Here is a 12,035-nt window from a genome sequence, read left to right as displayed (position 1 = left end):
CTCGCCTCGAGTATCCCGCGACGGGGGGATTCCCCAGGAGCAGGCCGGGCTGTCGCCGCGACCATCGCGCGACCGCCGCCGGCATTTTACGGCCCGGGGCACCTCTCCCCGGCGACCGCGCCGACCTTTATTCCAACCTCCGACAACCTCAAGCGGAGAGTGCGGGATTCGAACCCGCGGTACCCCGAAAGGTACACAGGATTAGCAATCCTGCCCGATCGACCACTCCGGCAACTCTCCGGTCTGCCGCACGCCGCGAAAAACGCGACGGCGGGGCGGCATCCTACGGACACGCGCCGTCGCCGCAAGTTCGCGACGCCCGAACTCCCTGTCGGACTGGCGCCGGCATGCTCCACCTATGCTTTCAACGTGACCACCGTCTTGCCGGGCACCTCCGGCCGCAGTTCCTTCGGGAGGGGGAACCGCACGTGTTCGGTTCGCAGGGTTTCTTCGCTGACGGTCGCTCCGTATTGCTCCCGCAATCGTTCGATCACGCCGGAGACGACCCGCTCGGGGGCGCTGGCGCCGGCGGTGACGAGCACCGTGCCGACCGGCGTGCCGTCCTCCGCGAGAAACCATTCGTCCCGCAGTTCCTCCGGGCCGTCCAGGAGGTACCCGGGGATTCCGCACTCCTTGCCGATCTCCACCAGCCGCAGGCTGTTCGAGGAGTTACGACTGCCGAGGACCAGCAACAGGTCGCTGCGCTCCGCCAGCAAGCGGACGGCTTCCTGACGATTCGTCGTCGCGTAGCAGATGTCTTCCTTGCGGGGCGTTTCGAGGTGCGGGAAACGCTCGCGGAGCCGGTCCATCACCCGGCCGGCTTCATCGACGGACAGGGTCGTTTGCGTCAGCACGGCCAACGGAGCCGGCGTGCCGTCGGGGCGAAGCGCGAAGTCGAGTTTGTCCACCTCCCCCGGACTGTCCACCAGGGTGATGCTCTCCGGCGCTTCGCCCATCGTGCCGATCACTTCGTCGTGGCCCTCGTGGCCGATCAGCACGATGTGATAGCCCTCTTTAGCGTAGCGAATCGCTTCGATGTGCACCTTCGTGACCAACGGGCAGGTGGCGTCGATGGTGAACAAGCGGCGGGCCTTGGCGGCGTCGCGGATCGCGGGGCTGACGCCGTGGGCGGAGTACATCAGCACGCTGCCCTCCGGCACGTCCTCCACCTCCTCCACGAAGGTCACGCCGACGTCTGTGAAGCGTTCGACGACCGCCTTGTTGTGAACGATCTCGTGGTAAACGTAGATCCCGGCGCCGGCGTTCGGCCCGCCGTCTCCGAAGCGCTCGACCGCCAGATCCAGCGCGTCGACCGCCATATTCACCCCGGCGCAAAATCCGCGAGGGTTGGCGAGAAGGATGTGCATCGGAGCGGCGCGGCGGGAACGAAGAGTGGGCGAAATCAGTCTAACCGGAGGAGGCCGCGACGGTCGCGGCACGTTCGGAGAACCGCCAGTTGTTCGACGAATCAACGCTCGTACATTGGTGACCGAATCCCCGATCCCGGAGGCCGTCGTGCCGCGCTCGCTTGTCGTCGTCCCCTGCTCGGTTTTGACCCGTGGGGCTCTGCCCGCAATGGTCGCGGCGGCGCTGGCCGCTTCGGCGGGGTGCGACGGCGCCGGCACGCTCGTCGGCGAGACCCCGCAGGGGGCGCCGGTCGCTTCCAGCAACTCGTCGTACAGCCAATCGACGCCTGCAACGCGGAACGCAAATCCCGGCGTCGGTTTTTCTTCCAATCCGACTCGCGTCCGCGACGACGCTCCCCGGAGCGCATCGTCGTATGCGAAAGAGATTGAGAACGGCCGACGGGCCTTCGAAAACAGCCTCGACGCGAATGAAAAACGCCTTGCCGCGACGGTGATCGTAACCGACATCGGCTACGCGGAGGGCGAGCCGGCTTTCCTCTACGAGCAACTTCGCAAAGCCGCGAGCCAATTCTACTCCGAACAGACGTCCGGCTCGCGCGCGGCCACCGAAGCGAACCGCAAACGAGCCGAGCAGGAGGCCGTGAAGGGCAGCGCCGGCTTCGGGCCGGTCTGGTACAACTATGAGATCGTCGAAGCGGAGATCGGTCGTTCACGCGTCGTCGCCGGCCCGACCGGCGACAAGGAGCGGGTGTACTACCTCTTTCCCGTCTCCGATCTCGGCCGTGTCGAAGCGGCGGCCCACGGCGTGGAGCAGGTCTCGGTCGATTCGTCCTCCCGCTCGGTGACGCTGCGGTCCGTGTTGCCGGGGGTGCTTCCCGACGGCGAGCCGGACAAGCTGGCCGACCTCTACCCGCCCGAGAAGCAGGTCCGCGTGGTCGTGAAGTACGACACGAGTTTCGGCAGCGACTCCGACCGGCAGGCGTGGATCAAAAAAGAGGCCGGGGCGCCGGACATGTCGCCGGAGGGCGACCGCCTGCTGAGCGTCGCCAAGCACCGGTGGCTCTCCACCAGCGATCAGATCACGTTGTCCGTGGCTCCGGTCGAGGACGTGGAGGCCTACAAGGAGCGGATCGAATTCGGCGACGTGACGGACTTCGACGCCAATGCCCGGGTGATTCAGGTGGTCGCCAAGATCCCCGCGGACGTGAAGGAACTGGCGCGCGGCGGGTCGGGGATGCGATCCTCCAGCGGCGTCGCGTCCGACCGGGAGCCGGCGCCCGGCGAAGCGGAGACCATCTGGGCGGCGCGGGTGCTCCGGAACAGCGACGACTATTGGGCGAGGAAGGAGGCGATCAAGCACCTCGCCCGCACGTTGCCGGAGGAGGCGACGGAGCAGGAACGCGCCGTCGTCGGGGAAGCGTTGCTGTTCTCCATGCGAGCGCCCGAACGCATGGAACGGGACGATCTCTCAAGCCTGTTGATCACCTGGCGTCCGGATGGCTATGCGGACATGATCCGCAAGCAGATCGAAGGTTCGGATCTCTGGCACAATGACAAGGAAAAACTGCTGCGGAAGCTGGCCGACGTCGACGACCCCGCTGCGAAGAAGGCCGCGGCCGAAGCCGCGGTCGCCGTCGCGGACGAGCGTTGGATGGGCGAGGCCGCGGTCGACGTGCTGCGTGACCTGGGCGCCGCGGCGGAAGACGCCGTGATCGACCGGTTGACCGATCCTGATCCTAAGGTTCGTGCCGACGTCGCGACGCTGTTGGGAGAGATTGGGACGGAGAAGTCCGCCGACCGCCTCCTCGCCCAATCGAAGCTCGAAACGGACCGCGCCCTGGCCAAGCATATGCGGACGGCTCGCGGAAACGTCAATCGCCGTCTGATGGCCGGATCGGCCGCTGGCGACGATCGGTGACCGTCCCCTCCGGCGGGAGGGAAACCGGCGGGCGGGAAACTCGCCGACTTTCCCGCGGGGGGGCCGACGGACTAGAAAAGGGCATGACCGGTCCGATCAGTTGCCTGTTGCTCGCCGTCTTGCCGGCTCAACCCCCCGGCCCCCAGTTGCCCGGAGACCCCGGCCCGTTCGCCGAGACGGGCCGTTTGGCGGTCGCCCGCCCGGCGGCCCCCACCGACGACCGTTCCGCGGCGGCTCTGGCGGCGTTTGAAGAGGCTCTCACCGCGTACTTCGGTGGCACGCGACAGATCCCGCTCGCGGAGAAGGCGGCGTACTACGACTGGGTGATTCGGCGTCATCACCTCGAATTGTTCGCCCCGAAATCGACCGGCGCGCAAGTCGGAATCGTCCACCAAACGGCGTTCCTCCCCAAGACTCCCGGCGGTGAGGGAACCTTCAACCCCGGTCCGGACACGCTCACGTGGAACGGCGCATTGCTCGCCGCGATGAGCTACCGGTACGCGGTCACCCGCGACCCCGCGGCGTTGGAGTGGGTGCGCACGCTGATCTATGGTCTTGAACTGGGCATGGAGGTGACCGGGCAGAAGGGACTGCCGGCCCGCTGCTTCACGCAGTCCGACAAGCCTGTGGGGAGCTTGACGATGCGGTATCGGCCGGCGAACGGACCGGTGATCTACGTCCATTCCGACGCCGCCAAAGGCACGGTCAATCAGATCGCCGGCGGGCTGATCGTCTGCCAGTTGTTGTGCGGGTCGGCGCTCGACCCGGTCGACCTCGGCCGCGCACAGCGGCTCTCACTCATCCTGGCGGACCACCTCGTCCGGCACGATTACCACCTGACCGAAGCGAACGGCAAACGCACGGAATACGGCGACATCACGCCGCGGCTGGGGCCGCAGTCGATCCCGTTCAACGCGCAGGTGGCCTACCTCGTCGTCGCCGGCGGAGCGGGCTTGGGCGCCAACGCCCCAAATATCGACCCGAACGCCGTCCGCCGGGTGAAGGAGGCGTTCGAGGATCTCAGAGCGAAGCACCATGTGTACTACGAGGTGCCGACGCAGCTCGTTCGCCCGCAACGGATCGGCGCCAGCGCCGTGGTGAAAGGGATGAACGACCGCCACCATGTCTTCACGGCCGGGTATACGGCCCTGCTGCTGGAGTGGGAGTTGGCTCGCTCCGCGAATACCGCCGCGGACGGTCAGTTCCTCTACGAAATGGGGCGCACGCCGCTGTATGCAATGCGCGGCGTGCGGGGGGAACGAAACAGTCTGCTCTCCTTCCTCTGGGGCGGGCTGTTGATGGACGGACGGCGGGCCGCGGCCATCCTGCCCGATCCCCGCGAGCAGCAAGCGGAATTCGCGATCGCCCGTCACGAGATCGAAGAGGGCGTCGAACACCTGCGGCGGTTCCCGCTCTCCCGGCGGTCGGCCATCGTGGAGAAGAACGGCGAACGGCCGGACGTTTGGGTGGTGGAGCAACGGCCTTGGGACTGCTACGTCTGGAAGGCGAATCCCAACTTGACCTACCGCCAGACCGGCCCGGTGCTCGACAAATGGGCCGCCGGGATCGACTACCTGCACGCTTACTGGGCCGCCCGATACTGGGGGCTGCCCGGCGTGCAGTAGGCGCAGCGGCGACCGATCGGTCTGCGTTTCCGGACCCCGAAACGAAAAACGACCCGATCGCGGGGTGCGATCGGGTCGAAGGTTTCCAGTCAATCCGGCCGATCGGGTGATCGACCGTTCCGTCGTCAAATCATTCTCTCAGTAGAGCGTGGTGGGTTCGAGTTCGAACACCGCGCGGGGGTTCGCCTCGCTGGTCAGTTCGACGCGGAAGCGCACCTTGTCGGCGCTGGTTGCCTTCGTCTTCACTTCCCAGGAGAGGATGTCGCCCGGAGCGACGGTCGGGATCTTCTTGAACCGCAGCTTGTTGCCGTCCGCGGTGATCTTGGAGTCCCCGGACCCCTCGACGAATTCGAGGTTGTCCGGCAGACTCGCGGTCAGTTCGACCTCAGAGTCCGCGGCGGAGCCCTGGTTCTTCACGTAGATCTCATACGTCGTCGTCTCATCGACGGGCACGGGATCGACCTGGTCGACCACTTCCAGCAAGATCGCGGCGACGCCCTTGAACTTGGTCTTCGCGGAGGCTTCCGCGGCATCGGTGCAGTAGGCGTTCGCTTCGCCGGACAGGCTGATCGTCGACGGGTCCGTCGCGGTCAACGTGACGGTGTAGTCACGGCTTTCACCGGCCTTCAGCGTGCCGACGTTGATCAGTTGACCCACGGCGTCCTGACTCTGCACGTTGAACTCCGAGGCGGCCGACGGCGTCGACAGCTGCACCTTCGTGTCCAGCGCGGGGTCCTTCGAGTCGTTCTTAACGGTGACGGTGTATTCGGCCGGGCGGTCGAGGTACTGCTCCTGCGGGCCGTCGATGTTCAGCGTCAGGTTCGGCTGGAGGAGACGGAGCGGAGCCGTGTCCTCGCCGCTGCGGGCGGTGTCCGTTTGGCTCTTGGCCGTAGCGGCGGCCATCGTGAACTTGCCGCCCTTCTCGCGGCCCTCGGCGAGCGTCAGCTGATACTCCTTCGTCACGGTTTCGCCGGCGGAGAGATCGCCGAGGTCTTCCGAGATCTCGGACTTTGACCCATCCGCGGTCACCAGCCCTTGGGGCAGGTCGTCGTTGAGCGTCACGCCGCGGCTCTCGCCGGAGCCGACGTTCTTCACGGTGTAACGTACAGCGACCGTGTCGCACAGGTACGCGGCGTTCTTCATGCCCATCTCGGACAGCTCGCCGCGGGCGTCGATCAGAACCTTGCGGGTCAGCTTGAGATTCGGGGCGACCACGTCGAAGCTCGTGCACAGCGTCGGCCGGTAATCAGCGGACAGACAGGCCCGGATCTGACCTTCCTTCGGGGCCGTGCCGGTCACGGCGACGGTCTTCGTCTGACCGGCGTCGAGGGAGCCGAGGTCGACGCGGAATTGAGCATTCCCCCCCTTCGCTTTGGAGCCGGACTTCATTTGCCCGGACTGGGCGGCGGATTGATCGCCGGACCGTTGCTTGGACTTCTTTGAGCTGTTTTTCTTCGAACCCTCCTTTTTAGAAGACTTCTGCTTCGCGGAAACGACTTCAAAGCCGCCCTTGAAGCTCTCCATGATGGACACGCCCTGCACCGGGAACCCACTGACGTTTTCCACGTCAATGGTGTAGGAGACGTCCTGCCCGGCGCGTGCCTGGCCGGGCGGGTTGCGGGTGACGGACAATACGTCGTCGCCGGTCGGTCCCTGTAACATCAGGGTCGCTGAAGACCGGTCCGCGTTCGATCCCGCGTTGGCCTGGCTCTCCGCCGAAGACTGCGCTGATTGCCCCGCGGCGGGCGCTGCGAAGAGGCCAACTGCGGCGAGGGCGAACCCCGCGGCGAGGGTGCGAATGGGTGAATGCGTTCTCATGGCGTCCTTTATTGGAAGATCAATGAACGAGTCCGCCGCCGCGGCGATCGCCGCTGACGACTGAATTACCGAGCTTGCACATCCTGCTCAGTCGATCGACGGGGAGATCTTTCTGCATAGAGGCGGGAGATCTCCCCGGGGAGTCTCCCCGCGCGTCAGTCGACGATCTTGGATCGATCTTTGCAGTGTCGCGCGAACCCTTCCCGGGGGGCGTGGGTCGGCGTCCCCGTGATCCCCGCCACGCACCTCCTCGCCACGTTGCCCCTGCCGCCGCTTGCGGCGGTCGACGGCTGGCAGTTCGCCGGGGGCGCCGCCGCCCTCACGCTGGTGGCCGCCACGTTCGGGAAGGTGCGGGAGTTCCTCACCCATCTCACCCGGATCGCGATCGTCAGCGTGACGGTCCGCGGCTATCAGGCCGAGGCGCTGTTGTTGGAACTTCGTAGTTCGTTCCACACCTCGAAGTGGGGACCGCGGAGCTACCTCGGCTGGATGCTGCATGTGCGGCCCACCCGGCGGGTGCAGCTGGTGCCGATGGAGGTCACGCCCTCCGCCGGCCGGCTTTGGTGGACGGGCCGCGGCTTGAAGCGGGCCGCGGTCTGGGTCCGGCGGGGCGAATCGAAGGATGAGGAGATGCACGACGGGCTGACCTGTCGCGACTGGGAGGAGAAGCCGCTGACGCTGCTGTTCCTTCGCGGCACGCTCGACCCCGACGCTTTGATGGAGCGGGCCGCGGAGCGTTTCAACGCCTTCGAGACACGTCATCAGGCGTCCGAAGGCCGGCGTCACACGGTGCGATTCGTGTACGGCACCGCCGGCGATCGCGGCAGCGTGATGAAGGAGGTGCGACGGAACCGCGGCGGAACGGGCCACACGGATCTCCGCCCCTGCCTTGCCCACCGTCCCCTGGGCCGAGGGTTCGATGAATTGGGCGCCGAGAATGGGGGCGCCAACCCGTACGCCCCGTTGGCCCTGAACGCCGAGGCCCGCGGCCTGATCGCCGAGGCCCGCGACTGGAAAGCGGGCGAGCAGTGGTATCGCGATCGCGGTTTGCCCTGGCGTCGCGGCTGGTTGCTGCACGGTCCTCCGGGCACCGGCAAGACAGCGCTGATTCGGGCGGTCGCGGAGGATCTCGATCTGCCGGTCTACGCCTACGACCTTGCCAGTTTGAAGAACGACGAACTGCGGGAGCGATGGGCGGAGATGCTGACCGAAGCCCCCTGCCTCGCGCTTCTCGAAGATGTCGACGCAGTTTTCCACGGCCGCGAGAACGTCGCCGTGAAGGAGGGCGGATTGACCTTCGATTGCCTGCTGAATTGCCTCGACGGCGTGCAGCGAGCCGACGGACTGCTGATCGCGGTCACCACGAACCACCCCGAGCGCCTCGACCCCGCTTTGGGCACGCCCGACCGCGCCGCCACACGGCCGGGACGGATCGATCGCGTCGTCGAACTCCCCCCGCTGGACGAAGACGGCCGCTTTCACCTCGCGCGACGCATCCTCGCGGAGCACCCGGATCGCTGGGAGGAGGTGGTCGAAGCCGGCGCCGGCGACACCGGAGCGCAGTTCCAGGAGCGCTGCGGGGCCACCGCCCTGCGGCTGCGGTTCGCCCGAGTCGCTCCGGAGCCCGTCGAAGCGGTTCCGACCGCACGCGTGTCGTTCGAGGCGAGCGACACGCGTGTGACGGCCGCGTAAATCGCTAAACTCCGCAGGCCGGGCGGTTAGCTCAGTTGGTTAGAGCGTCTGATTTACATTCAGAAGGTCGAGGGTTCGAGTCCCTCACTGCCCATTGGTCGAGATGCGGTTGTCGCGGCGACCGAAGCGAACGTCAGCCACTTACTGGCCGCTTCTCCCCGCCGATCGCTGCGAATCTGTGTCGTCTCGGTCGATTCGCGCCGGGTTCCGGTCGGCCCGAACGTTCAATGGAAATCCCGGCTTCGTAGCCGGCCGCCGGCGGGGGCCGTGCGTAGAACGTCGCGGAGGTCAGCGAGGCGGGCCACGACGAGGTGCAACGTTTTGCGGCTGTCGTCCCGCTGCACCGTACCCGTGACGAACAACGCCGCCGCGGTGCGGGCGGGGCGGTGGTATTTCTCCCAGATCGTCGGCCAGAGCACGAGGTTCGCCTCCGCCGACTCGTCCTCGATCGTGATGAAGGTGACGCCCTTCGCCGACCCCGGCCGTTGCCGCATGAGGACCAGCCCGGCCACGGTCGCGGTCGTGCCGTCCTTCAACCCCGACAACCGACGACAGGGAAGCACGCCCTGTTCGTTCAAGCGCTCGCGGACCGCGGCGAGGGGGTGGCCGTTGAGGCTCAGACCCGTGCGGGCGTAGTCGTCGGCGACGGTTTGCGGCGGGGTGAAGTCCGGGAGAGCGGGCGTCGGATCGTGCGGCTCCGCGGTCCCGGCGGCGGCGTCCGGCAGCGGCGCTTCCCCCCGGTTCGGCAGAGCGTGCCAACGGGCCTGTCGGCGGGTGAGGTTCAGCGCCGCGAACGCCCCCGCCCCGGCCAGCAGATCGCACGCCGTCCGCGGCAGCCCCGCCCGGCGGGCGCAGTCCGCCACCGACGTGAACGGCCCGCCTGCGGCTCTTGCCTGCGAGATCGCCTCCGCGTGGGTCTCTCGCAGACCGGCGATCTGTCGTAGGCCCAGCCGCATTGCGGGGCGCTCGGGGAGAGAGGAATCCGCGACGTGCCCTTCCCGGTCGCGGGCTTCGAGGGTGCAGTCCCAGTCGGAGGCGTTCACGCACACGGGCCGCACGATCACCCCCTGCCGCTTCGCCTCCTTCACGAGTTGGGCCGGCTGATAGAACCCCATCGGCTGGCTGTTCAGGATCGACGCGAAGAACGCCGCGGGGTGCCGGCACTTTAGATAGCAGCTGACCATCACGAGACAGGCGAAGGACGCCGCGTGGCTCTCCGGGAAGCCGTACTCACCGAAGCCTTGGATCTGTGCGAACAGCCGGTCGGCGAACTCCTGCTCGTAGCCGTTGGCCCGCAGACCGTCTTTCAGCTTGCGTTCGAAGTCGCCAATGTCCCGGCCGCTCTTTCGCCACCCCGCGAGCGCTCGGCGAAGTTGATCGGCTTCGCCCGGCGTGAACCCGGCGGCCACCTCCGCCAGCTTCATGCACTGCTCCTGGAAGATCGGCACCCCCAGCGTGCGTTCCAACACCTCCTTGACCCGCTCGTCCGGGTAGGTGACCTCCTCCTCGCCCCGCCGTCGACGGATGAACGGGTGCACCATCCCGCCTTGGATCGGCCCCGGGCGAATCAACGCGACCTCGATGACGAGGTCGTAGTACTTGTCGGGCCGAGTCCGCGGCAGCGTGGCCCGCTGGGCGCGGCTCTCGATCTGAAAGACGCCGACCGTCTCCGCCCGCCGGATCATCCGGAAGGTCGCCGGGTCGTCGGCGGGGATGTCGGCGAGGTCCAAGACTTGGCTGCGGCCGTCCGCCGCCCTGGCCGACCGCCGCAACTCCGGGGCGAGCCGATGAACGTCCAGCAGCCGAAAGCACTTCTGGATCGCCGTCAGCATGCCGAGAGCCAGCACATCGACCTTCAACAGCCCCAACGCTTCGAGGTCGTCCTTGTCCCACTGCACGACGGTGCGGTTCGTCATCGAGGCGTTCTCGACGGGAACCAGTTCGTCCAGCCGGCCGCGGGTCATCACCATGCCCCCGCTGTGCTGCGAGAGATGCCGCGGGAAACCGAGGAGTTGCCGGACGAGCACGATCAGCTGCTTGGCGAGCCGGCTATCCGGGTCGAAGGCGGCTTCGCGGAATCGCTCCCGCAGCTTGTCGCCGGTGCCCTCCTCGCCGTAGCGGCCGATGCTTTTGGCGAGGGCGTCCACCCGATCGAGGCTCAGCCCCAGCGCCTTGCCCACGTCGCGAATCGCCGAGCGCGGGCGGTAGGTGATGACGGTCGCGGCGATGCCGGCTCGGTCGCGGCCGTACTTCTGATAGAGGTACTGAATGACCTCCTCGCGGCGTTCGTGTTCGAAGTCGACGTCGATGTCCGGCGGTTCGTTCCTCTCAGCGGAGAGGAATCGCTCGAAGAACAGGTGATGCTCCGCCGGGTCGACCGCCGTGATTCCGAGGCAGAAACAGACCGCGCTGTTCGCCGCCGATCCGCGTCCCTGACAGAGAATCCCCCGCGATCGAGCGAACCGCACGAGGTCGTAGACCGTGAGGAAGTACGCCGCGTACCGCAGCTTCTCGATCAACCAAAGCTCATGGCCGAGCGCCGTCTTGACCGCGTCGGGCACGCCTTCGGGATACCGTTTGTCGGCTCCGGCCCACGTCAGGCGGGTCAGGTAGCCGACGGGCGTTTCGCCTTTCGGGACGATCTCCTCCGGGTACTCGTATCGCAGTTCATCGAGGCTGAAGCGGCAGCGGTCGGCGATTGCGAGCGTGCCGTCCAGCAAATCCGCCCGGCCGTGAAAGGTGCGGAGCAGATCGCCGCGAGCCTTGAGGTGACGTTCCGCGTTCGGAGCGAGTTCGGCGAGCAGCTCCGAGACCGGCCGCCCCAGCCGCGTCGCCGTCAGCACGTCATGCAGAAACTGCCGGCCGGGTTCGTGATACAGCACGCCCCCCGCCGCGACCGGCGGGAGCCGAGCCGCCTTCGCCGCGGCGAGTTGAAGCGACAGAGACCGCCGATCCTCCGGCCCGCGACTCAATTGCACTAGCCCCCAGCAACGCTCAGGGAAGATGCCTCGGAGGTCAGAGGGAGACAAGATCCTTCCGCTTGTCTCCCGGCCGGGAGTCAGGGTGACGCCGCAGGTGAGTCCGGCGGCGTGGTCGGCCACGTCGGCGAACCGCAAGTCGCACGCCCCCTTCTCCGCCCTTCGGCGGCCGACGGTCAGCAGCTTCGACAGGTTCGCGTACCCGGCTCGGTCCTCCGCCAACAGCACGCAGGGAGGAGCGTCGCGGCAGACGACCTCCGCCCCGACCAGCAACTTCAGCCCGACCTTCTTCGCGGCGACGTGGGCCCGCACCACGCCGGCGAGGGTGTTCACGTCCGTCACCGCGAGGGCCGCGTAGCCCAGCGCCGCCGCGGTCTGGACCAGTTCGTCCGGATGGCTGGCGCCTTCGAGGAAAGTGAAGTTCGACCGGCAACGAAGTTCCGCGTAGTTCGCTCCGGCGCCCGGCGATTCCGGGGGCGGGTCGGTTCTCGGCGCTCGGCCCGCGACTGCTGGGTAGAGCGTGCCCGACGGCGGCGTCAGCCCCGCTTTGGTGAACGCGACGGTCCCCTTTCCGTCAGGCTGGGCGGACGGCATGGGCGGGCGCGACGGCGGACGCCGTTCGTCAGGCACTCGATCC

6 protein-coding genes and 2 tRNA genes are annotated in these 12,035 nt (G+C 67.3%); 4 read left to right on the top strand and 4 right to left on the bottom strand.

The genetic code is table 11. The features are described from left to right. Nucleotides 1-153 precede the first annotated feature (153 nt). Together LzC2_RS01405 and ispH are read right to left on the bottom strand one after the other, a co-directional pair. Nucleotides 154-240: transfer RNA gene (locus tag LzC2_RS01405), tRNA-Ser, on the bottom strand. A 116-nt stretch (nucleotides 241-356) separates the two neighbouring features. Then, nucleotides 357-1,367, bottom strand: a complete 1,011-nt coding sequence (gene ispH, locus LzC2_RS01400) for a 4-hydroxy-3-methylbut-2-enyl diphosphate reductase (protein ID WP_171182948.1) — start codon at nucleotides 1,365-1,367, stop codon at nucleotides 357-359. Between the two features lie 118 nt (nucleotides 1,368-1,485). Here ispH and LzC2_RS01395 point away from each other — a divergent pair, with 118 nt between their 5' ends. Further along, nucleotides 1,486-3,285, top strand: coding sequence for a HEAT repeat domain-containing protein (locus tag LzC2_RS01395; protein ID WP_171182946.1), 1,800 nt, complete (start codon nucleotides 1,486-1,488; stop codon nucleotides 3,283-3,285). Between the two features lie 83 nt (nucleotides 3,286-3,368). Next, the gene (locus LzC2_RS01390) at nucleotides 3,369-4,910 is read left to right on the top strand and encodes a hypothetical protein (protein ID WP_171182944.1); all 1,542 of its coding nucleotides are present in this window, start codon (nucleotides 3,369-3,371) and stop codon (nucleotides 4,908-4,910) included. A gap of 138 nt (nucleotides 4,911-5,048) precedes the next feature. Here the strand turns inward: LzC2_RS01390 and LzC2_RS01385 are convergent, their stop codons facing one another. Then, nucleotides 5,049-6,572 (bottom strand): COG1361 family protein, encoded by a 1,524-nt coding sequence (locus LzC2_RS01385; RefSeq protein WP_206678522.1) that lies wholly within the window; start codon nucleotides 6,570-6,572, stop codon nucleotides 5,049-5,051. A 384-nt stretch (nucleotides 6,573-6,956) separates the two neighbouring features. Here LzC2_RS01385 and LzC2_RS22690 point away from each other — a divergent pair, with 384 nt between their 5' ends. Beyond that, nucleotides 6,957-8,420: an AAA family ATPase gene (locus LzC2_RS22690; RefSeq protein WP_171182940.1), complete on the top strand. Its 1,464-nt coding sequence runs from the start codon at nucleotides 6,957-6,959 to the stop codon at nucleotides 8,418-8,420. Nucleotides 8,421-8,440: 20 nt separating this feature from the next. Continuing rightward, nucleotides 8,441-8,514, top strand: a tRNA-Val gene (locus LzC2_RS01375). Between the two features lie 130 nt (nucleotides 8,515-8,644). Here the strand turns inward: LzC2_RS01375 and LzC2_RS01370 are convergent. Then, complete coding sequence (locus LzC2_RS01370; RefSeq protein ID WP_171182938.1) at nucleotides 8,645-11,992, bottom strand: error-prone DNA polymerase; 3,348 nt, start codon at nucleotides 11,990-11,992, stop codon at nucleotides 8,645-8,647. Between the last annotated feature and the right edge of the window lie 43 nt (nucleotides 11,993-12,035).

This window comes from Alienimonas chondri, from assembly GCF_013036045.1.
In the GTDB taxonomy this organism is placed as follows: Bacteria; Planctomycetota; Planctomycetia; order Planctomycetales; family Planctomycetaceae; genus Alienimonas; species Alienimonas chondri.
The sequence above is the reverse complement of the archived record's forward strand: the minus strand, read 5'-3'. Positions and strand labels throughout refer to the sequence as shown.

What these genes read in the sequence shown, in the direction of transcription:
- LzC2_RS01385 (WP_206678522.1), bottom strand. Translation starts at nt 6,572, where the DNA reads ATGTTACAGGGACCGACCGGCGACGACGTATTGTCCGTCACCCGCAAC.
- LzC2_RS01390 (WP_171182944.1), top strand. Translation starts at nt 3,369, where the DNA reads ATGACCGGTCCGATCAGTTGCCTGTTGCTCGCCGTCTTGCCGGCTCAA.
- LzC2_RS01370 (WP_171182938.1), bottom strand. Translation starts at nt 11,992, where the DNA reads ATGCCGTCCGCCCAGCCTGACGGAAAGGGGACCGTCGCGTTCACCAAA.
- ispH (WP_171182948.1), bottom strand. Translation starts at nt 1,367, where the DNA reads ATGCACATCCTTCTCGCCAACCCTCGCGGATTTTGCGCCGGGGTGAAT.